This is a genomic window from Variovorax sp. P1_H2, from assembly GCF_056405295.1.
On the sequence record NZ_JBFUCJ010000094.1, the window covers coordinates 1 to 19,636 of the forward strand.

A 19,636-nucleotide genomic window follows, 5' to 3' on the forward strand; every position below is an offset into this window, starting at 1 on the left:
AGAGGGGCGGCCAGCACAGCGGCGGAGGCCAGGGCGGCGGCGAGGGTGAGCTTGAACATCGGGTTGTCTCCTGGGATTGCGGGCGAACCGCCTGCGGGGCTTGGAAAAAAACCTACTGCCCTTCATGGGGCTTTGCGGCGGGGGGCGATGCAACTATAGTTCGGTTCTAGTTATTAAATCAAGTTGATTTATTTAGTGTAAACCCGAAGGAGACATCAATATGTTCGTGGTCTGCGGTGAAGCTCTGATGGACGTCTACATGGGCGAGTCCACGCCCACCGGCATGCGGCTCGATGCGCGCATCGGCGGCTCGCCCCTCAACGTGGCGCAGGGCCTGGCCCGGCTGGCACGGCCGGCGGCCTTCCTCTCCACGCTGTCGACCGACGCCATGGGCGAGCGCTTGCTGGCGTCGCTCGTGGCCGAGGGTGTCGACACCTCGCTCGTGTTGCGCAGCGACGCACCGAGCACGCTCAGCGTCGTCAGCATCGACGCCACCGGCGTGCCTCGCTATGACATCCACGGCCACGGCGCGGCCGACCGGCAGCTCACGCCCGACATGCTGCCGGCGCTGCCCGCGAACACGCGTGTGCTGCAGTTCGGCTCCTACGCGCTCGTGGTGGAGCCGGTCGGCAGCACGCTGCGCGCGCTCGCGGCAGGCGCGCGTGCACGCTGCCTGATCGCCTACGACCCGAACGTCCGGCTCAATGTCGAACCCGACATTGCGCGCTGGCGCGAAGCGGTCGAGGACATGGTCTCGCTGGCGCACCTGGTCAAGGTGAGCGAGGAAGACCTCGCCCTGCTCTACCCCGGCGAGACACCCGAGCAGGTGGCGCCGCGATGGCTGATGCGGGGCGCGGCACTGGTGGTCGTCACGCGCGGCGGCGCTGGCTCGAGCGCATGGACGGCCAAGGCGCATACCGACGCGCCGTCCAAGCCGGTGAAAGTGATCGACACGGTCGGCGCCGGCGACACCTTCCAGGCGGCCCTGCTGACCTGGCTGGACGACCACGATGCGCTCACGCCCGCGGCGCTGACGGCGTTGGACCACAGGCAACTGGAGGCGCTGTTGCGCTTCGCGGCGCAGGCCGCAGCCATCACCTGCTCCCGCCGCGGCGCCGACATGCCCAGGCGCTCCGAGCTGCCCTGAGCCTGTCGGAAGCGTCCTGAGGCGTTGCAGCCTCGATCCCGGCGCGCCTTGGGACGGTCCGGCAAGCGGGCCGTCCTGTCTCTGCTTGACCTGGATCAATCGTGCCAGCCGGCGCCATTCCTAGAATTCATCCTTGACGCCCCCGGATGCTCCGGGCCATGGCGCGGCGAGTTCTCGCTGCAGACAAGGTTCTTTTCCACATGCCCAGGGAACACGCCCCGCCTCGCTCCGCGTCCGGGACGCTCGCCGGTTTTTTCACTGTCGCCCTGCTGCTGGCCGGCTGCGCGTCGATGGCGCCGCCGTTCGAGGCGCCGCCGCTGCCCGTCGCTGAGCGCTATCCGGCCGATGCGTTCGCCGATGCGCAGGTCGGCGAGCGGGCGGCCGCCCTCGGCTGGCGCTCCTATTTCGCCGACCCGCGTCTTCGGCAACTGATCGCGCAAGCCCTGGAGAACAACCGCGACCTGCGCGTCGCCGTCCTGCGGGTGCAGGAAGCGCGCGCCTTCTACGGCATTCAAAGCGCCGATCTCTGGCCCACCCTGGGCCTCGGTGCCGATGCCAGCCGCACGCGCGTGCCGCGCGATCTCAACTTCACGGGACAGCCGTTGATCTCGAGCCAGTACCAGATCGGTCTCGGCGTGAGCGCCTGGGAACTGGACTTCTGGGGCCGGGTGCGCAGCCTGCAGGACGCCGCGCTGCAAAACTACCTGGCCACCGATGCGGCTCGCCGCGCCTTCACCCTCTCGCTGGTCGCGCAGGTCGCCGACGGCTATCTGTCCTTGCGGGGACTCGACGAGCGCGTGCTGCTGGCGCAGCAGACCATGGCCAGCCGCGAAGAATCGCTGCGCATCTTCACGCGGCGCTTCGAGGTCGGTTCGACCTCGAAGTTCGACCTGACCCAGATGCGCACGCTGCTCGACCAGGCGCAGGCGCTGAACGCGCAGCTCGAGCTGGCCCGTGCCGTCCAGGCGCACGCCCTGACCCTGCTGATCGGGGAGCCGGTCGATCTGGCCCCGGCCGCCGGCCGGCTGGAGGCTTTGGGGTTCGAGCAGGAACTGCGGGCCGGCCTGCCTTCGGACCTGCTGGTCTACCGCCCCGATGTCGCCGCCGCCGAATACCGGCTGCGCGCCGCGGGCGCCAACATCGGTGCGGCCCGCGCAGCCTTCTTTCCGCGCATCACGCTGACCGGCAGCTTCGGCACGGCCAGCGCCGAGCTCCAGGGCCTGTTCGCTTCCGGCAGCCAGGCCTGGGCCTTCGCGCCCTCCCTCTCGCTGCCGATCTTCGATGGCGGTCGCCTGCGGTCGGGACTCGACCTGGCCGAGGCGCGCCGCGACATCGCGGTGGCCGATTACGAGAAGACCGTTCAGACCGCGTTCCGCGAGGTCTCCGATGCGCTGTCGGCGCGCGAGTGGCTGGCTCGGCAGGTGCGCATCCAGCAGTCGACCCTGGACGCACAGGCCGAGCGCGCGCGCCTGGCCAACCTGCGCTATCGCAACGGCGCGACGGCCTTTCTCGAGGTCCTCGACGCGCAGCGCGACCTGCTGGATGTCGAGCAGCAACTGGTGCAGGCGCGCCGCGCACTGCTGTCCGCCCATGTTCTGCTGTATGCAGCGCTCGGCGGCGGCTCGCAGGAGCTCGCCCTCGCGCCGTCGCCCGCCGGCCACGCCGCCAACTGAAACTCCTCGCCAGCCAACCATGAATCTCACTCCCAGACACCCGCTGATCGCCGTCGCGCTCGTGGCGCTGCTCGCGGCGGCCGGCTACTACGGCTGGACGCGGCTGAAGCCCTCCGGTCCCGGTGACGGTTTCGTCAGCGGCAACGGCCGCATCGAGGCCACCGAGATCGACGTGGCGGCCAAGCTGCCGGGCCGGGTGGACCAGATCCTCGTCGGCGAGGGAGACTTCGTGGCCGCGGGGCAGCCGTTGGCGAGGATGCAGGTCCRGGTTCTCGAAGCCCAGCGCGACGAAGCCAATGCGATCCGGCAGCAGGCGATCAACGCCGTGGCCAGCGCCCAGGCGCAGGTGGCGGTCCGCGAGAGCGACAAGCTGGCCGCCCAGGCGCTGGTGGCCCAGCGCGAGGGCGAGCTCGATGCGGCGCAGCGCAGGCTGGCGCGTTCCGAGACGCTCGCTCGCGAGGGCGCTTCGTCGGAACAGGAACTCGACGACGACCGTGCCCGCGCCCGCAGCGTGCAGGCCGCGGTGGGCGCGGCCAGGGCCCAGGTGACTGCGGCACAGGCGGCGATCGAGGCGGTCAAGGCGCAGCTGGTGGGCGCACGCTCGGCGGTGACGGCGGCCGAGGCCACCGTGAGGCGGGTCGAGGCCGACATTGCCGACAGCGAGCTCAAGGCGCCGCGCGCCGGCCGCGTGCAATACCGCGTGGCGCAGCCCGGYGAGGTGCTGGGCAGCGGCGGCAAGGTACTGAACCTGGTCGACCTGTCCGATGTCTACATGACCTTCTTCCTGCCCGAGACGGTCGCCGGCCGGGTGGCCCTCGGCAGCGAGGTGCGCGTGGTACTCGACGCCGCGCCCGGCTACGTGATCCCGGCCAGCGTGTCCTACGTGGCGAGCACCGCGCAGTTCACGCCGAAGACGGTGGAGACCGCCAGCGAGCGCCAGAAGCTGATGTTCCGCATCAAGGCGAAGTTCGACCCCGAACTGCTGCAGACCCACCTGAAGCAGGTCAAGACGGGCCTGCCCGGCGTGGCCTGGCTCAAGCTCGATGCGCAGGCCCCATGGCCGGCCGCGCTGGCGGTCAAGATCCCGCCGCAATGAGTGCGGATGCCGCTGCCGCTCCGGCGCCGGTCGCGCGGCTGGCCGGCGTTTCCCTGCGCTACGGCAAGACCGTGGCCCTGGACGGCATCGACCTGGAGATCCCGGCCGGGTGCATGGTCGGCCTGATCGGCCCCGACGGCGTGGGCAAGTCCAGCCTGCTGTCGCTGCTGGCCGGGGCCAGGGCGGTGCAGCAGGGCGCAGTGGAAGCGCTTGGCGGCGACATGCGCGCCAAGCGCCACCGCGACGAGGTCTGCCCGCGCATCGCCTACATGCCGCAGGGCCTCGGCAAGAACCTGTATGCGACCTTGTCCGTGGAAGAGAACCTGCAGTTCTTCGGCCGGCTCTTCGGTCACGACAAGGCCGAGCGCCGCCGCCGGATCGACGACCTGACCCGCAGCACCGGCCTGCAGCCTTTCCTGGGGCGGCAGGCCGGCAAGCTGTCGGGCGGCATGAAGCAGAAGCTCGGCCTGTGCTGTGCGCTGATCCATGACCCGGACCTCCTGATCCTCGACGAACCCACCACCGGCGTCGACCCGCTCGCACGCGCGCAGTTCTGGGACCTGATCGCCCGCATCCGCGGCGAGCGCTCCGGCATGAGCGTGATCGTCGCCACCGCCTACATGGACGAGGCGCAGCGCTTCGACTGGCTGGTGGCCATGGACGACGGCAAGGTCCTGGCCACCGGCACCCCGCGGGAACTGCTCGAGCGCACCGGCACGCCGTCGCTGGAGGCCGCCTTCATCGCGCTGCTGCCGCCAAGCAGGAAGCGCGGCCACGTGCCCGTCACGATACCGCCGCTGCCCGCGAGCGACGGCGACGGCCGCGACGGCGTCGCGATCGAGGCCAGGGACCTGACGATGCGCTTCGGCGATTTCGTCGCGGTCGACCACGTCAGCTTCCGGATCCGCCGCGGCGAGATCTTCAGCTTCCTCGGCTCCAACGGCTGCGGCAAGTCGACCACCATGAAGATGCTGACCGGCCTGCTGCCGGCCACCGAGGGCCAGGCCTGGCTGTTCGGCCACGTGGTGGATCCCCGGGACATCGAGACGCGCCGCCGCGTCGGCTACATGTCGCAGGGCTTCTCGCTCTACGGCGAACAGACCGTGCGGCAGAACCTGGTGCTGCATGCGCGGCTCTTCCGTGTGCCCGAGGCCGAAGTGCCGGAGCGGGTCCGGCAGATGGTCGAGCGCTTCGGCCTTCGGGAGTCGCTGGATGCCCTGCCCGACGCGCTGCCGCTGGGCATGCGCCAGCGCCTGTCGCTGGCGGTGGCGATGGTGCACCGGCCCGAACTGCTGATCCTCGACGAGCCGACCTCGGGCGTCGATCCGGTGGCGCGCGACACCTTCTGGCGCCTGCTGATCGAACTGTCGCGCCGCGACCGGGTGACGATCTTCATCTCAACCCACTTCATGAACGAGGCCGAGCGCTGCGACCGCATCTCGCTCATGCACGCCGGCAAAGTCCTGGTGAGCGACGCGCCCGCCGCGCTGGTGCGCGAACGCGGCGCCGCCACGCTGGAAGAGGCCTTCATCGGCTTTCTGCTCGAAGCCGGCGGCGGCGCCTCGAACCCGGTCGGCGACACGGCGCCCTCCCCGCCTGCGGCTGCAACCGCGCCGGTGCGGGTGCCGGTGCCGGCGCCTGCTGCGCGCCGGCGCCGCTTCAGCTTCAACCGCATGTTCAGCTACCTGTGGCGCGAGGCCCTCGAGCTGCAGCGCGACCCGGTGCGCGGCACGCTGGCGCTGGTCGGCTCGATGGTGCTCATGTTCGTCATCGGCTACGGCATCAGCATGGACGTGGAGGACCTCCGCTACGCGGTGCTCGACCGCGACCAGACCGGCCTCAGCCAGAACTACGCACTCAATCTGTCGGGCTCCAGGTACTTCATCGAGCGGCCGCCGATCAGCGACTATGCGGACCTCGACCGCCGCATGCGCAACGGCGAGCTGTCGCTGGCCATCGAGTTGCCGCCGGGCTTCGCGCGCGACATCCAGCGCGGCACGCCGGTCCAGGTCGGGGCCTGGATCGACGGCGCCATGCCGCAGCGCGCCGAGACCGTCCGTGGCTATGTGCAGGGCATGCACCAGGGCTGGCTGGTCGACCAGGCCACGCACCGGCTGGGCGTGGCGATCGCGAGCAGCGCCACGGTCGAGACCCGCTTTCGCTACAACCCCGACGTCCGCAGCCTGCCGGCCATGGTGCCGGCGGTGATCCCGCTGCTGCTGCTGATGCTGCCGGCCATGCTGACCGCGCTGTCGGTGGTGCGCGAGAAGGAGCTCGGCTCGATCATCAATCTCTACGTCACCCCGGTCACGCGCACCGAGTTCCTGCTCGGCAAGCAGCTGCCCTACATCGCGCTCGCGATGTTGAACTTCCTGCTGATGACGCTGCTCGCGGTCACGGTGTTCGGCGTGCCGGTCAAGGGCAGCTTCGGCGCCCTGGCGCTCGCGACCCTGGTGTACTGCGTGGCCACCACCGGCATCGGCCTGCTGGCCTCGACCTTCACGCGCAGCCAGATCGCGGCCCTGTTCTCGACCATGATGATCACCATCCTGCCGGCCGTGCAGTTCGCCGGCATGATCAATCCGATCTCGTCGCTGGAAGGCGTCGGCAGGCTGGTCGGCGAGGTCTACCCGGCCACTCACATGCTGGTCATCAGCCGCGGCGTCTTCAGCAAGGCGCTGGGTTTCGCGCAGCTCCAGGGCGCGTTCTGGCCGGTGCTGGCCGCGGTGCCGGTGGTGCTGGGCGCCACCATCGCGCTGCTCAGCAAGCAGGACCGCTGAGATGCCTCGCCTCGCCAACATCCTTCGCCTCGGCATCAAGGAGCTGTGGAGCCTGGCGCGCGACCCGGTCATGCTGGTGTTGATCGTCTTCGCCTTCACCGTGATGGTCTACAGCGCCGCCACGGCCATGCCCGAGACGCTGCACAAGGCACCGATCGCCATCGTCGACGAAGACGGCTCTCCGCTGTCCTCGCGCATCGTCGCGGCCTTCTACCCGCCGCAGTTCACGCCCCCGTCGATGATCTCGCCGGGCCAGGTGGATGCCGGCATGGATGCGGGCCGCTACACCTTCTCGCTGGACATTCCGCCCAACTTCCAGCGCGACGTGCTGGCCGGGAGAGCGCCGGCGCTGCAGCTCAACGTCGACGCCACGCGCATGAGCCAGGCCTTCGCGGGCAGCGGCTACATCCAGCAGATCGTGCTGGGCGAGGTCGGCGAGTTCCTGCAGCACTATCGCGATGTCCCGGTGGCCCCGGTCGACCTCGCGCTGCGCATGCGCTTCAACCCCAACCTGAGCCAGCCGTGGTTCGGCGCGCTGATGGAGATCATCAACAACGTCACCATGCTGTCGATCATCCTGACCGGCGCGGCGCTGATCCGGGAGCGCGAGCACGGCACCATCGAGCACCTGCTGGTGATGCCGGTGACGCCGACCGAGATCATGCTGAGCAAGGTCTGGTCGATGGGGCTGGTCGTGCTGATCGCGGCAACGCTGTCGCTGATGCTCGTGGTGCAGGGCCTGCTGCGGGTGCCGGTCGAAGGCTCGATCGCGCTGTTCATGGCGGGTGCCGCATTGCACCTGTTCGCCACCACCTCGATGGGCATTTTCATGGCGACGCTGGCGCGCAACATGCCGCAGTTCGGCATGCTGCTGGTCCTGACGCTGCTGCCGCTGCAGTTGCTGTCGGGCGGCGTGACGCCGCGAGAGAGCATGCCCGTGCTGGTGCAGGACGTGATGCTGCTGGCGCCGACCACGCACTTCGTGGAACTGGGTCAGGCGATCCTCTACCGCGGCGCGGGCATCGCGGTGGTATGGAAGCCCTTCCTGACGCTGGCAGTGATCGGCTCGGCCCTGTTCGCGCTGTCGCTCGCGCGCTTTCGCAAGACCATCAGCCAGATGGCCTGAGCCACAGGCTGCGTCAGGCGGTCGCGCGATGGAAGCGTTCGAGGAAGGACCTGAGGCGTGGATTGCCGGGCCGCCGCACGATGTCCTCGGGCGGGCCGATCTCGGCCATGACGCCGTCGAGCATGAAGCCGACGCGGTCCGACACCTCCTCGGCGAAGCCGATCTCGTGCGTGACCAGCACCATGGTCATGCCGTCCGCGGCGAGGTCCTTGATCACGCCCAGCACCTCGCCCAGCACCGTCATGCGCGGGAACAGGTTGAATACTCTGTATTCAGATCGGAGCGCGGACAGAAGTGCGTCGCAAATCCGACAATTTTTTCATTTTCCTATTGAAAAGAAGGCACCGTATGAAATCCTCCCATGCACCGAACTGGGTCCGCAATYGAATGTGGCCTTGGTCTCCGACAACCGCACCGGCGCCGGCGGCAACATCGCGTCGGCCTACGTGGCGCAGGCGCGGCCGGACGGCTATACCTTCCTTCTGGGAACTGCGGGAACCCATGCCATCAATCCTGCGCTCTACAAAAAGCTGCCGTTCGACCCGATGAAGAATTTCTCGCGCGTCGCGTTGCTTGGCAGTCTGCCCAATGTCCTGCTCGTCAATCCTGAAAAGCATCCGGACATCAAGACCTGCAAGGACCTGCTGGCACAACGACTTCCGCGCATGGCTTGTGAGCCAAGGCATCGCACCGATCGAAGACGGCTCGCCGGCCGCCTTCAAGGCCGTGCTGGAAACGGACCTGGTCCGCTGGGCGAAGGTGGTGAAGGAATCCGGCGCGCAGGTCGACTGACCGTCCCGGGCAGGAAGTTTCAGGAGGCGCGATTCGTCCGCCGACACGCTGGTACGCTTCTTGGGAGCGAAACGGAACCATCCAACCTTCTTCCGGACCCCCATGGACCTCGCCATCAACCTGCCGCCAGTCCTCGCCGAAGTCGAGGCCGTCTTCGACGCGTACGAACGCGCGCTCACCTCCAACGACGTGCCGGCGCTCGACCGACTGTTCTGGGATTCGCCCCACACGCTGCGCTACGGCGCCGGCGAGAACCTCTACGGCTTCGAGGCGATCCAGGCCTTTCGCCGGGGCCGGCCGTCGAACAACCTGGAGCGCGAGATCACGGCGCGTGCGATCACCACCTTCGGCACCGACTTCGCGGTCGCCAACATCGAGTTCCGCCGCCAGGGCAGCGAGCGCATCGGCCGCCAAAGCCAGACCTGGGTGCGCATGCCCGAAGGCTGGCGCGTGGTGTCGGCGCACGTCAGCCTGATGCTGTGAGCAGCGACGATCGGCCGCAGCCCTGAGCGCGGCACGGCCCGGCTCGCGCCGCCGTCGATCGTTCCCAGCCAGCCGTTCGGCCGGCGTCGGACATGTCCGACGCGGTGTTGGCCGCCATTGAGGCATCCTTCGAGTTGTTGTTCAGCGCGAGGTGACACCATGAGCGAGCTCTTCAGGTTCCCGCGAGCGCTGCGCCGTCTCGGCGCGCTGCTGCCGCTGGCGTTCCTTGCCGCGGCTGCGCTGCCGGCGGCCGCCGCCGAGCCGATTTTCAAATGCGGCAAGACCTACACCAACCTCCCGCCGGGCTCGGAGCCGGGCCAGCTGCGCGCCCGCGGCTGCGTGCTGTTGGATGCCGCGGCGGCGCCGAGCCCGAAGATGCAGCGCATCGCCATCGACGGCTCCCGTCAGGTCACGGTGCCGATCGGCCAGGACGGCCGTTTCTGGATTCGCGGCTCGGTCAACGGCTTCCCGGTGCAGTTCGTGATCGACCGCGGCGGCACCCTGCAGGCAGGTGTTGCGGTGACCGAGGATTTCGCTGCCCGGGCGAACCTGATCGGGGGCAGCCCGGCCCATGTGCAGACCGCGGGCGGCGTCATGGACGGGCGCCGCATCGAGGGCGTGCCGATGACTTTCGGGCCGTTCAGCATACGGCAGGCCACTGTGGTCGTGGCGTCGCTGGGCGACAAGTCGTCCGTCGCGCAGCTCGGCCAGGATTTGCTGTCGAACTTCGAGGTGACCGCCAACGATCGCGAGATGACGATCGTCAGCAAGTAGCGCCGGGCTGCGCCGCGGCTCCGGGCTTCGGCTTGGCGCGGCCGCTCGACGTCGCCGCATCCAGCATCAGCGCCGCCATCTCGCGTGCCGCGACGGCGGCGCTGCTGCCCGCCCCCAACTGGCCGGAAACCGATGCGCCGTCGTAAAGCAGCACCAGCTGGGCCGCCAGGTGGTCGGGATCGGCGGCGCCGGCATCCCGGGCCAAGCCGGTGAACAGGTCTTTCATCCATCCGCGGGCGTCGTCGCAGGCAGCCTTGACCGGTGTGCCCGGCTTCGACTCGGCCGCCGCCCGGTTGAAGGCGCAGCCCCGGAACCCGGGCGCGGCCATCACGTCCTCCATCGCATCGAAGACGGCGAGCAGGCGATCGCGCGGCGTCGCGCCGGCCGCGATCCTGGCGCCGATGCGCGCCTTGCGGGCCTCCTGCCGCGCCTGCAGGTAGGCGCGAATCAGCTCCTCCTTGCTGCCGAAGCAGTCGTAGAGCGAGGCCTTGGCGACGCCCGCGCGCTCGATCACGCGCTCGATGCCGACCGTGTGGATGCTGCCTTCGTAGAAGAGCTCGTCCGCCGCCGCCAGCAGGCGCTCGCGTGCCGAGCGGCGTTCCGGAGCCACCGATTGTTTCGTTTCCATGGGCTTGACATTACCAGACCGGTCTGTACACTGCAAGCGCCAGACAGATCGGTCTGTCTGTTTTTTCGGAGTCCGCCATGTCGTCCCTTTGCCCCACCGCTCTCGCCGCACCGCCGCAGGCCCGGCGCCGCCTGTCGTCGAACGCCGCCTTCCTGCTGCAGGCCTCGATGACGCTGGGTTTCCTGGCCGGATCGAGCGCGCCGACGCCCTTCTATGCCATCTACCAGAAGCAATGGGGCTTCTCGGCCACGATGCTCACGCTGGCCTTCGGCATCTATGCGTTCGCGGTGCTGTCGGCGCTGCTGGTCGCCGGCCGGCTGTCGGACCACGTGGGGCGCCGCCCGATCCTGATCGGCGCCGCCGCGGCCCAGGCCCTGAGCATGTGGGTGTTCGCGACCGCCCACGGCCTGCCGGACCTGTTGCTGGCGCGGGTGGTCCAGGGTCTTTCCGCCGGTGCCGCGATCGCGGCGGCCGGCGCCGGCCTGCTCGACATCGACAAGGGCCGGGGCGCGATCGCGAACTCGGTGGCACCGATGATGGGGACCGCCGCCGGCGGCCTGGTGGCCGGGCTCATGATCCAGTACCTGCCGGCCCCGATGCATCTGGTCTATGCCCTGCTCGGCGTCGTCTTCGTGCTGCAGGGCGTCGCGGTCTTCTTCATGGAAGAGACCGCACCCGCGCGGCCCGGTGCGCTGGCCTCGCTGAAGCCGCGGCTGGCCGTGCCGCCCGCGGTGCGGGGCCCGCTGCTGCTGGCGGCGCCGGCGCTGGTCGCGGTCTGGGCCATGGCCGGCTTCTACGCCTCTCTGGGCCCGACGCTGATCCGCAGCTTCTCGGGCACCACCTCGGTGCTGCTCGGCGGGCTGGCGCTGTTCGTGCTGGCCGGCAGCGGAGCGCTGGCGGTGTTCCTGATCCGCGAGGCTTCGCCCAGGGCGCTGATGCAGCTCGGCTCGCTGGCGCTGATCGTCGGGATGGCGATCGTCATGACGGCGATCTCGTTCCACTCGGTGCTGCTGTTCCTGCTCGGCAGCGCGGTCGCTGGCCTCGGCTTCGGGACCGGCTTCCAGGGCGCGCTGCGCAGCGTGGTCGCGCTGATCGCGCCGCAGGAGCGGGCCGGCGTGTTGTCCGTGCTGTTCGTGATCGCCTATCTGGCGATGGGGCTGCCCGCGATGCTCGCGGGCTATGACGTCGCGCACCAGGGCGACATCGTGCGCACCGCCATGGCGTTCGGCAGCGGCGTCGTCGGGCTGTCGCTGCTGGCGCTGATGGGCACCGTGCGCCGCTGAGGCGGAACGCGGCGCTTCCCGCCGCTGCTGGCCGTCATCACCCCTTCGGCGACGGCGGACGCGAGCGCCGGGCCATGAGCAGCGCGTAGAGCAGCGCATTGAGCAGCAGCACGCCGAGGCCCAGTGCGATCTGCACCGGCCGCGTCAACCCTTCCGGGTAGATCAGCGCGAGCAGGTAGTGCTCGAGGAAGCCGCCGCCGTAGCCGGCTTCGCCGGCGCTGCGGCGCAACGCGTTCTCGAGCGGCGTCAGCGGGCAGATCCAGCCTGCCGACACCACCCAAGCGGCCCACGCCGCGGCCGGCAGATGCAGCCACGCCAGCCTCGGCCAGCGCCACACGAGGACACCGCCCGCCACGGCGAACAGGATGAACAGGCCGTGCAGCAGCAGCACGGCGTCGGCAAGCAAGCGGTCGCTCATTCCCATGGGAAGGGAATGCTAGTGCTTGCACGAACTGGCGCATACGCCCCAGGAAAGGTCAGGCCGTCGCCGGCGTGCACGACGGCGTTGATGGCGCGCTGACAGCGGATCATCGCGTGGGTGACGCGGCACGGAGCGGCGGGCTCCAACGCGGCTGGCCCCGTTTCCTCGTGCGTTGATTCTCTCGGCGCCGTTTTCCGGCTTGCGCCACGTCAAGGCGCAGCGCGCGTTCCTCCCGATACTCGTGTCTGAATCGATCCGGCGGACAGTCGGCCGGGAGAGGAAAGAAGCGCCTGCGGAGGGGATGCATCTTGAAGCACGGAAACGGCATCTTTGCCGGCCTTGGTGTTCTTCTGCTCGTGGCGGGCGGCATTGTCTGGTGGCAATGGCCCGTGCCTCTCGAAACTGCGTCTCCCACGCGCGGGCCCGCGATCGAAGCGGTCTACGCCACCGGCACGGTCGAGCCCACGGTGCTGATGCCGGTGTCGCCCCGCGCCGGTGGGCGGCTGGTGAGCATCGAGGCCGAAGAGGGCCAACAGGTCAAGCGCGGACAGGTGCTGGCGCGCCTCGAATCGGGTGATCTCGACCAGACCATCCAGGAGATGCGTGCGCGGGAGCAGCTCGCGCGGGCGCAGCTCGAGCGCACCCGTTCGCTCGTCGAGCAACGCTTCGTCGCGCCCTCGGAATTCGACCGCGTGCGCAGCGAATGGCAGGCGGCCCAGGCGGCGACCCGGCGCGCGCAGGCCCAGCGCGACTACAACCAGCTCGTCGCGCCCTCGGACGGCGTCGTGATTCGCCGCGACGGCGAGGCGGGCCAGTTCGTCCCCTCCGGGCAGGCGGTGTTCACGCTGGCCTGCTGTGCCCCGTTGCGCGTGACGGCGGAGGTGGACGAGGAAGACATTGCTCGCGTCACGGTCGGCCAGGCGGCTACGATGCGCAGCGACGCCTTGCCGCGCCATCTCTTCGAAGGCACGGTCGCCGAGATCACGCCCAAGGGCGATCCGGTGTCGCGCAGCTACCGGGTACGCATTCGGCTGGCGGACGCGCCAGCGGTCGATGCCGGCCCCCTGCGCACCGGCATGACCATGGACGCCAATCTGATCGTGTCGCGGCGCGACGGCGCCTTGCTCGTGCCGAACAGTTCGATCAAGGGTGACAGTGTGTGGCTGGTGGTGGACGGACGGCTGCATCGGCGGCAGGTCGTGCGGGGGACGGTCGGCGCCGATCGCACGGAGATCGTCTCAGGCTTGAGCGACGGCGAGGTGCTGGTGCTCTCCCCGCCCGACAAGCTGCGCGAAGGGCAGCGCGTACGCGCCACGGCCGCACCGGCGGGGCCTGCGCCGGGCACGCCTGTCGCCAGAGGGTGATCGTCATGGCGATCACCCTCGACATCGCGCTGGCGCACCTGACGAGCCGCAAGCGGCAGACCCTGGTCTCGATCTCGGGCGTGGTGCTGGGCGTGGCGTTCTTTCTTGCCGTCTCCGGGCTGATGCGCGGCTCGGAGGCGGACTTTCTCAAGCGCCTCGTCGACAGCAGCCCGCACATCACCGTCTACGACGAAGTGCGCCAGGGCCGCGTGCAACCCGCGGCCCTGCAGTGGCCGGAGGGCGCGGTGCAGGTGCGCAACGTGCGGCCTCTGCGCGAGACGCGGGGCATCCGCGGCTGGCGGCAGCGGCTGGCCTTCGTCGAGGGGTTGCCGGGCGTTCGCGCGGCGCCCGTGCTGGCCGATGCCGCCGTGATCACCTTCGCCGGACGCCAGCAGGGCGTGACGCTCTCGGGCGTGGTGCCCGACAAGATGAAACACGTGACCACCATCGAAGAGAAGATGCAGGAGGGCTCGCTCGACGCGCTGGCGGCCGACCCCAACGGCGTGGTGATCGGCCGCGGACTGGCCGACAAGTTCAGCCTGCACACGGGCAGCACGCTGGTGGTGCTCGCTGCCGACGGCACCAGCCGGTCCCTGCGCGTGGTCGGCATCTTCCGCACCGGCAACGCGGCCTACGACGAAGGCCAGGCCTTCGTGCTGCTCAAGCGTGCACAGGCGCTGCTGGGCCGCGTGAACCGGATCAACCGGGTGATCATCCAGCTCGCCGATCCTTACGCGGCGCAAACCCTGGCGCAGACGATCGAGGCAGCCACGGGGTACAAGTCGGTGTCATGGATCGAAGCCTCCGAGGACCTTCTGAGCCTGCTGCTGGTGCGCAACATCATCATGTACAGCGTCGTCGCGGCGATCCTGGTGGTCGCCGCGTTCGGCATGTACAACACGATCTCCACCATCGTGATGGAGAAGACCCGCGACATCGCGATCATGAAGTCGATGGGCTTCCACCCCCGCGACCTGCGGCGCATCTTCCTTCTCGAGGGAGCGATCGTCGGATTCAGCGGCAGTGTGCTGGGCGGGCTGCTCGGCCTCGCGCTGATGAATACGCTCGCCCAGGTCGAGATCCGCCCGCCAGGGGTGACGGAGGTCGTGCACCTGCCGATCTTCTGGGGCGGCACGCAGTATGCGATGGCGGTCGCGTTCGCGATGCTGTCGTGCCTGACGGCGTCCTATCTCCCGGCGCGACGCGCGGGGCGCTTGCGTCCGGTCGACATCCTGCGGGGCGCCACATGAGTGCCTCCGGACCCCCTCCCGGCCCGGTGATTCAGGTCGACCACGTGACCCGCACGCTCGAAGGCGAGATCCCCGTCACGCTGGTGGAAGACGTCAGCCTGCAGATCGAACGCGGCGAGTTCGTCTGCGTGATGGGCCCTTCGGGCTCGGGCAAGTCCTCGCTGCTATACCTGCTGGGCCTGCTGGACGTGCCCACCCGCGGACGTGTCTGGGTCGACGGTCAGGACACGAGCGGCTTCGACGACGACCGGCTCGCGGACTTCCGGTTGTCACGGCTGGGCTATGTCTTCCAGTTTCACTTCCTGCTGCCGGAATTCAGCGCACTCGACAACGTGTCGCTGCCGATTCGCAAGCTCGGACGGCTCGCCGCGGACGCGGTCGATGCCCGCGCCGCGGAACTCCTGGATCGCTTCGGCCTGCAGGGCCACCACCACAAGCGCCCGAGCCAGCTGTCGGGCGGTCAGCGCCAACGTGTCGCGATCGCCCGCGCACTGGCCAACGACCCGCTCGTCATCCTCGCCGACGAACCGACAGGCAATCTCGATTCGGCCGCCAGCGCCAATGTTCGCGACATGCTCCGCGAGCTGACCCGGGACTCGGACAAGAGCGTGGTCGCCGTCACGCACGACGGGTCCTTCGCTGCGGCATCGGACCGGCGCATCGGCATCGTCGACGGCCGCATCGACATGAGCTGGCGGCCGGACCGCGTCCGCTGATCCGCGCCCGCGCCTTTTGCCAGTCCTTCGCCGACCCGTGACCGAAGCCTGCGCAGGCTCGCCGCCATCTCCGAATGCCGGGTCGGTGATCAAGTGCTCGGGCAAGGCATCACCCGACGGGAAGCACACGCTGGCGCAGACCCCACTTCACGCACTCGAACCAGATCCAGCTCAAGGCTGAAACGCCCAGCGCCGCCAGCAACTGCATCGCCGACGGCTGCGCGAACGAGAACAGGCGACTGATCGCCGGAATGACGAGCACCAGGCCCATCATCGAGATCGTGCCCAGGGCAATCCAGCCGAACTGCCGGTTGGACTCGCCGCTGCCGCGCCAGCCGCTGCGACCCCAGGCGCGGTTGGTCTGGATCAGCGCCAGGTTGGAGAGCACCAGAACCACGAAGGTCAGTGTGCGCGCCACGTCGTCGCGGTCGGGCTCCGTCGACGCGGCATATCGACTGACGGCATGCATCCCGAGCAACACGGCGAGCAAGCCGGCCCCCTGCCACAGGCCACGCACCAGCACGGCTTTGTCGAACAGGTGCTGGTCGGTGCGGCGCGGGGAGGACTTCATGGCGTCTCCCTCCAGCGCCTGGGATTCAAACACCACCGAGCAGGCCGGATCGATGATCAGCTGCAGGAACAGGATATGCACCGGCATCAGGATCAGCGGCCAGCCCAGCAGCACCGGCATGACCGACAGACCCACGATCGGTACATGCGCGGCCACCACGAACACGATCGCCTTGCGCAGGTTCGCGAACACCCGTCGACCGTAGCGCACCGCGGTCACCAGCGAAGCGAAGTCATCGTTCATCAGCACCAGCGCAGCCGCCTCGCGCGCCACCTCGGTGCCGCGTGCGCCCATCGCCACGCCGATGTCGGCCGCCTTCAGGGCCGGGGCGTCGTTGACGCCGTCGCCCGTCATGGCGACCACGTCGCGCCGCGCGCGGAAGGCCCGGACCAGCCGCAGCTTCTGGTCGGGCTGGACGCGGGAGAAGATGTGCGTGTCGGCCAGGCGCGCGGCGAGCGCGTCATCCGAGAGCGCGGCGAGCTCGACACCGGTGATCACCGGCGAATCGACCTGCAGGCCGGCCTGCCGGGCCACCGAAATGGCGGTTGCCGAATGGTCGCCGGTCATCATCACGACGCGGATGCCGGCTTCCCGACACTCGGCGATGGCCTGTGGCACCTCGGGTCGCACGGGGTCTTCGAGCCCGACCAGCCCGAGGAAGCGGAACTCGAAATCGTGCTGCAGCTCCGGCAGCCGGCTGGCACCGAAGCTTGCCTGCGCCACGCCCAGCACGCGCAGGCCGTCCCGCGCCATGGCTTGCACCTGGGCGGCCACTCTCGCACTCTGGCCGGCGTCCATGTGGCACAGGTCGATGATCGCCTCGGGCGCGCCTTTGGCCGCGATGAGACGATCGCGCCGGTCCGGCGACTGCCAGACGCGCGACATGGCCAGCATCTCGGGCGACAGCGGATAGTCATCGACCAGGGTCCATTCGGCGTGCAGGTGCTCGGTGCCGGCCAGCAGCTGCTGTCCGGCAGCACCGATGGCCGACTCCATCGGGTCGAAGGCCCGGCGATGGCTTGCGAGCACGGCGTACTCGAGAACGCCGTGCAGCTCTTCCTGCAGGGCACTGCCCGCCGATTGCAGTCGGTCGTGGACCGCTTCCTCGGACCACAGGCGCCGCACGGTCATTCGGTTGGCGGTCAGCGTGCCGGTCTTGTCGACGCAGAGCACCGTGGTGGCGCCGAGCAGTTCGATCGCGGGGATGCTCCTGGCCAGGACCTTCTCGCGGGCCAGCCGCCATGCACCCAGCCCCAGGAAGAGCGTGAGCACCACCGGAAGTTCTTCCGGAAGGACGGCCATCGCGAACGTGAGTCCCGCCAGCACGCCGTGCAGCCAGTCGTCCAGGGCAATCCCATAGGCGATGGCGAGCACAGCGGCCAGCGCAAGCCCGACGGCGGCCACCTGCTTGACGACGCGGCGCGTCTGCTGCTGGATCGGCGTCGACTCGAGCTCAATGCCGGCCAGCGACTGGCCGATGCGCCCCAGCGCACTGCGTTCGCCGGTGGCGATGACGCGCCCGCGCCCGGCTCCTCTGGTCACCAGCGTGCCGGAGAAAGCCCTCGAGATGTCATGCGCTGGCGGCAACGATGCCGCCTCCTTCACCACCGGCACGGACTCGCCGGTCAGCAGCGATTCATCGATCGCGAGATCGGCCGCTTCAACGAGCGCCATGTCGGCCGGAACGCGGTCGCCTTCCGCCAGCAGCACCACGTCGCCCACCACCAGCTCGCGCGCCGGAACGCGGCGCGCCATCGCGCCGCGAAGGACCAGGGCTTGCGGACTGGACAGGTCGCGCAGGGCATCGAGCGCCCGCTCGCTGCGCCGCTGCTGAACAAAGCTGATGCCCATGACCACGAAGACGAAGCCGAGCAGCATCAGCGCTTCCTGGGCGTCGCCGAGCACCATGTAGACAACCCCGCAGGCCACGAGCAACAGGAACATCGGCTCGGATGCGACCTCGCGTGCCAGCCTCAGCACGCTGCGCGGCCGCGACACCGGCAACGCGTTCGGGCCGTCCCGCTGCAGCCGCCGCTCCGCTTCGTCGTCGCTCAGACCGTCTGTCGCGGCCGTGGACAGCCTCGCGGGCGAGCCCGTGTTCATCGATCCGCCAGCCCCGCCGCTGCCGCATGGTCGAGGTCCGGCCTGCGCCACGGATCGACATGCGTCATGAGGTTGAGCACGCGATGGCGTTGCAGCACGCGCCGGCGGGCCGCGAGCGCGATGTCATGGCCCTGTTCGACGCTGATGGTGGCGTCCACCTCGAGGTGGGCGTCCACGACGATCATGTCGCCCATCTTGCGGGTGCGCACGTCGTGCACGTTGCGCACGCCTTCGGTTTCGCTGAGCGTGCGACGGATCGCCTCGACCTCCTGTTCGTCGATCGAGCGGTCCATCAGGTCATGCAACGCGTCCCAGCCGAAGCTCCATCCCATCCTGGCCACCATGAAGCCGACGATGAGCGCCGCGATCGGGTCCAGGATCGGGTAGCCGGCCAGGTTGCCGATGATGCCCAGGCCGACCACCAGCGACGAAGCCGCATCGGAACGTGCGTGCCAGGCGTTGGCGACGAGCATGCTGGACTTCACGCGCTTGGCGACGGCCAGCATGTAGCGAAAGAGCAGTTCCTTCGCGATGAGCGCGCCGCCGGCAACCCAGAGCGCGACGATATGCACCTGCTGAACGGTCTCGGGCTCCTCGAGCTTGCGAAACGCGGACCAGAGCATGCCGACGCCCACGACGAGCAGCAGCAGGCCGAGGGCCAGGGAAGCGGCGGTCTCGAAGCGCTGGTGGCCGTACGGGTGGTCTTTGTCGGCTTCCTTCTTGCCGTGATGGCTCGCGAAGAGCACCACGAAATCGGCGACCAGGTCCGACAACGAATGAATGCCGTCGGCCACGAGGCCCTGCGACTTGGACAGCAATCCGACCGTGACCTGGGTGACAGTCAGCAGCAGGTTGACGACCACGCTGACCCAGGTGCTGCGCGAGGCTGCGCTTGCACGCTCTTCAGCGCTGTGTTCGCTGTCCTCGGGATCGTCGGACAGGTCGGCCAGACTCATGGCGTCTCGGGGTGCCCGGTCACTTGACCACCACGACGGGTTGCTTCGCGGTCGCGAGCACGCGCTGCGCCACCGAGCCAATCAGCAGGTCGGCCACCGCGCTGCGGCCCTTCGAGCCCAGCACGATCATGTCGAACTTGCCTTTGCTGGCGCAATCGACGATTTCCTGCGCCACGTGGCCCGTGCGGATCTCCATGTCATAGCCGATGCCATCGGCCTGAAGCAGTTTGCGGGCCGGCTTGAGCTCTTTCTCGCTGAGTTCGCGCAGATAATCCGCAACCTCCGCCTTGCCCACGAAGGCCTTGGCATGGCGCAGGCCGGCGTCGTCGTGGACGCTGATCAGCGTGATCTTGTTCGATGCGGTGCGCAACAGATGCGCAAGCCTGGCCGCGTACTTGACTGCACGCAGGGAATTCTTGGACCCGTCGGTCGCGACAAGGATTTTCATGGTTCGAAGCTCCGGATGATGTTGT

General features: G+C 69.1%; 17 protein-coding genes and 1 pseudogene. 12 read left to right on the forward strand and 6 right to left on the reverse strand.

The genetic code is table 11. The features are described from left to right. The first annotated feature begins 220 nt into the window (after nt 1-220). The 5 genes from AC1D2E_RS25880 (at nt 221) to AC1D2E_RS25900 (ending at nt 7,822) form a co-directional block, all read left to right on the forward strand. Nucleotides 221-1,147, forward strand: coding sequence for a carbohydrate kinase family protein (locus AC1D2E_RS25880; protein WP_478200056.1), 927 nt, complete (start codon nt 221-223; stop codon nt 1,145-1,147). 200 nt (nt 1,148-1,347) lie between these two features. Next, nucleotides 1,348-2,820 (forward strand): efflux transporter outer membrane subunit, encoded by a 1,473-nt coding sequence (locus AC1D2E_RS25885; RefSeq protein WP_478200057.1) that lies wholly within the window; start codon nt 1,348-1,350, stop codon nt 2,818-2,820. 19 nt (nt 2,821-2,839) lie between these two features. Then, nucleotides 2,840-3,916, forward strand: a complete 1,077-nt coding sequence (locus tag AC1D2E_RS25890; protein ID WP_478200058.1) for an HlyD family secretion protein — start codon at nt 2,840-2,842, stop codon at nt 3,914-3,916. Beyond that, nucleotides 3,913-6,696 carry a ribosome-associated ATPase/putative transporter RbbA gene (gene rbbA, locus AC1D2E_RS25895; protein ID WP_478200059.1) on the forward strand — a complete coding sequence of 928 codons (2,784 nt, stop codon included), beginning with the start codon at nt 3,913-3,915 and terminating at the stop codon, nt 6,694-6,696. Before AC1D2E_RS25890 ends, rbbA begins: the two co-directional genes overlap by 4 nt. Before the next feature lies 1 nt (nt 6,697). Then, nucleotides 6,698-7,822, forward strand: coding sequence for an ABC transporter permease (locus AC1D2E_RS25900; protein ID WP_478177475.1), 1,125 nt, complete (start codon nt 6,698-6,700; stop codon nt 7,820-7,822). 13 nt (nt 7,823-7,835) lie between these two features. Here AC1D2E_RS25900 and AC1D2E_RS25905 read toward each other — a convergent pair whose 3' ends face one another. Then, complete coding sequence (locus AC1D2E_RS25905; RefSeq protein WP_478200060.1) at nt 7,836-8,066, reverse strand: hypothetical protein; 231 nt, start codon at nt 8,064-8,066, stop codon at nt 7,836-7,838. Between AC1D2E_RS25905 and AC1D2E_RS25910 the strand changes: the two are divergent. The 3 genes and pseudogenes from AC1D2E_RS25910 to AC1D2E_RS25920 form a co-directional block, all read left to right on the forward strand. Beyond that, nucleotides 8,065-8,457: pseudogene (locus AC1D2E_RS25910) on the forward strand (Bug family tripartite tricarboxylate transporter substrate binding protein); the annotation flags it as partial. The gene AC1D2E_RS25905 and the pseudogene AC1D2E_RS25910 overlap by 2 nt on opposite strands. 259 nt (nt 8,458-8,716) lie before the next feature. Next, complete coding sequence (gene hpxZ, locus AC1D2E_RS25915) at nt 8,717-9,097, forward strand: oxalurate catabolism protein HpxZ (RefSeq protein ID WP_478200061.1); 381 nt, start codon at nt 8,717-8,719, stop codon at nt 9,095-9,097. A gap of 159 nt (nt 9,098-9,256) precedes the next feature. Beyond that, nucleotides 9,257-9,871, forward strand: a complete 615-nt coding sequence (locus tag AC1D2E_RS25920; RefSeq protein ID WP_478200062.1) for a retropepsin-like aspartic protease family protein — start codon at nt 9,257-9,259, stop codon at nt 9,869-9,871. On the opposite strand, the gene AC1D2E_RS25925 is transcribed toward AC1D2E_RS25920, so the two are convergent. Next, a complete protein-coding gene (locus tag AC1D2E_RS25925; protein WP_478200063.1) occupies nt 9,861-10,499 on the reverse strand; it encodes a TetR/AcrR family transcriptional regulator in 639 nt (212 codons plus the stop codon). The genes AC1D2E_RS25920 and AC1D2E_RS25925 overlap by 11 nt on opposite strands. A gap of 77 nt (nt 10,500-10,576) precedes the next feature. On the opposite strand from AC1D2E_RS25925, the gene AC1D2E_RS25930 reads away from it, so the two are divergent. Next, the gene (locus AC1D2E_RS25930) at nt 10,577-11,782 is read left to right on the forward strand and encodes an MFS transporter (protein WP_478200064.1); all 1,206 of its coding nucleotides are present in this window, start codon (nt 10,577-10,579) and stop codon (nt 11,780-11,782) included. A gap of 37 nt (nt 11,783-11,819) precedes the next feature. Here AC1D2E_RS25930 and AC1D2E_RS25935 read toward each other — a convergent pair whose 3' ends face one another. After that, a complete protein-coding gene (locus AC1D2E_RS25935; RefSeq protein ID WP_478200065.1) occupies nt 11,820-12,200 on the reverse strand; it encodes a DUF2784 domain-containing protein in 381 nt (126 codons plus the stop codon). 392 nt (nt 12,201-12,592) lie between these two features. Between AC1D2E_RS25935 and AC1D2E_RS25940 the strand changes: the two genes are divergently transcribed. The 3 genes from AC1D2E_RS25940 to AC1D2E_RS25950 are packed head-to-tail and all read left to right on the forward strand — an operon-like array spanning nt 12,593 to nt 15,533. Continuing rightward, nucleotides 12,593-13,567 carry an efflux RND transporter periplasmic adaptor subunit gene (locus AC1D2E_RS25940; protein WP_478200066.1) on the forward strand — a complete coding sequence of 325 codons (975 nt, stop codon included), beginning with the start codon at nt 12,593-12,595 and terminating at the stop codon, nt 13,565-13,567. 5 nt (nt 13,568-13,572) lie between these two features. Continuing rightward, nucleotides 13,573-14,817, forward strand: coding sequence for an ABC transporter permease (locus AC1D2E_RS25945; protein ID WP_478200067.1), 1,245 nt, complete (start codon nt 13,573-13,575; stop codon nt 14,815-14,817). After that, nucleotides 14,814-15,533, forward strand: coding sequence for an ABC transporter ATP-binding protein (locus AC1D2E_RS25950; protein ID WP_478200068.1), 720 nt, complete (start codon nt 14,814-14,816; stop codon nt 15,531-15,533). The genes AC1D2E_RS25945 and AC1D2E_RS25950 overlap by 4 nt, the downstream gene beginning before the upstream one ends. Before the next feature lie 109 nt (nt 15,534-15,642). On the opposite strand, the gene AC1D2E_RS25955 is transcribed toward AC1D2E_RS25950, so the two are convergent. Genes AC1D2E_RS25955 through AC1D2E_RS25965 form a run of 3 tightly spaced genes read right to left on the reverse strand, consistent with a single transcriptional unit; the run spans nt 15,643 to nt 19,611 of the window. After that, nucleotides 15,643-18,207, reverse strand: a complete 2,565-nt coding sequence (locus AC1D2E_RS25955) for a cation-translocating P-type ATPase (protein ID WP_478200069.1) — start codon at nt 18,205-18,207, stop codon at nt 15,643-15,645. Beyond that, nucleotides 18,204-19,163 carry a cation diffusion facilitator family transporter gene (locus AC1D2E_RS25960; RefSeq protein WP_478200070.1) on the reverse strand — a complete coding sequence of 320 codons (960 nt, stop codon included), beginning with the start codon at nt 19,161-19,163 and terminating at the stop codon, nt 18,204-18,206. The genes AC1D2E_RS25955 and AC1D2E_RS25960 overlap by 4 nt, the downstream gene beginning before the upstream one ends. A 19-nt stretch (nt 19,164-19,182) precedes the next feature. Beyond that, a complete protein-coding gene (locus AC1D2E_RS25965) occupies nt 19,183-19,611 on the reverse strand; it encodes a universal stress protein (protein WP_478200071.1) in 429 nt (142 codons plus the stop codon). Nucleotides 19,612-19,636 lie beyond the last annotated feature (25 nt).

Bases quoted from the DNA above. Each gene is read 5' to 3' on its own strand.
- AC1D2E_RS25880 (WP_478200056.1), top strand. From the start codon at position 221: ATGTTCGTGGTCTGCGGTGAAGCTCTGATGGACGTCTACATGGGCGAG.
- AC1D2E_RS25885 (WP_478200057.1), top strand. From the start codon at position 1,348: ATGCCCAGGGAACACGCCCCGCCTCGCTCCGCGTCCGGGACGCTCGCC.
- rbbA (WP_478200059.1), top strand. From the start codon at position 3,913: ATGAGTGCGGATGCCGCTGCCGCTCCGGCGCCGGTCGCGCGGCTGGCC.
- AC1D2E_RS25900 (WP_478177475.1), top strand. From the start codon at position 6,698: ATGCCTCGCCTCGCCAACATCCTTCGCCTCGGCATCAAGGAGCTGTGG.
- AC1D2E_RS25905 (WP_478200060.1), bottom strand. From the start codon at position 8,066: ATGACGGTGCTGGGCGAGGTGCTGGGCGTGATCAAGGACCTCGCCGCG.
- hpxZ (WP_478200061.1), top strand. From the start codon at position 8,717: ATGGACCTCGCCATCAACCTGCCGCCAGTCCTCGCCGAAGTCGAGGCC.
- AC1D2E_RS25920 (WP_478200062.1), top strand. From the start codon at position 9,257: ATGAGCGAGCTCTTCAGGTTCCCGCGAGCGCTGCGCCGTCTCGGCGCG.
- AC1D2E_RS25925 (WP_478200063.1), bottom strand. From the start codon at position 10,499: ATGGAAACGAAACAATCGGTGGCTCCGGAACGCCGCTCGGCACGCGAG.
- AC1D2E_RS25930 (WP_478200064.1), top strand. From the start codon at position 10,577: ATGTCGTCCCTTTGCCCCACCGCTCTCGCCGCACCGCCGCAGGCCCGG.
- AC1D2E_RS25935 (WP_478200065.1), bottom strand. From the start codon at position 12,200: ATGAGCGACCGCTTGCTTGCCGACGCCGTGCTGCTGCTGCACGGCCTG.
- AC1D2E_RS25945 (WP_478200067.1), top strand. From the start codon at position 13,573: ATGGCGATCACCCTCGACATCGCGCTGGCGCACCTGACGAGCCGCAAG.
- AC1D2E_RS25950 (WP_478200068.1), top strand. From the start codon at position 14,814: ATGAGTGCCTCCGGACCCCCTCCCGGCCCGGTGATTCAGGTCGACCAC.
- AC1D2E_RS25955 (WP_478200069.1), bottom strand. From the start codon at position 18,207: ATGAACACGGGCTCGCCCGCGAGGCTGTCCACGGCCGCGACAGACGGT.
- AC1D2E_RS25960 (WP_478200070.1), bottom strand. From the start codon at position 19,163: ATGAGTCTGGCCGACCTGTCCGACGATCCCGAGGACAGCGAACACAGC.
- AC1D2E_RS25965 (WP_478200071.1), bottom strand. From the start codon at position 19,611: ATGAAAATCCTTGTCGCGACCGACGGGTCCAAGAATTCCCTGCGTGCA.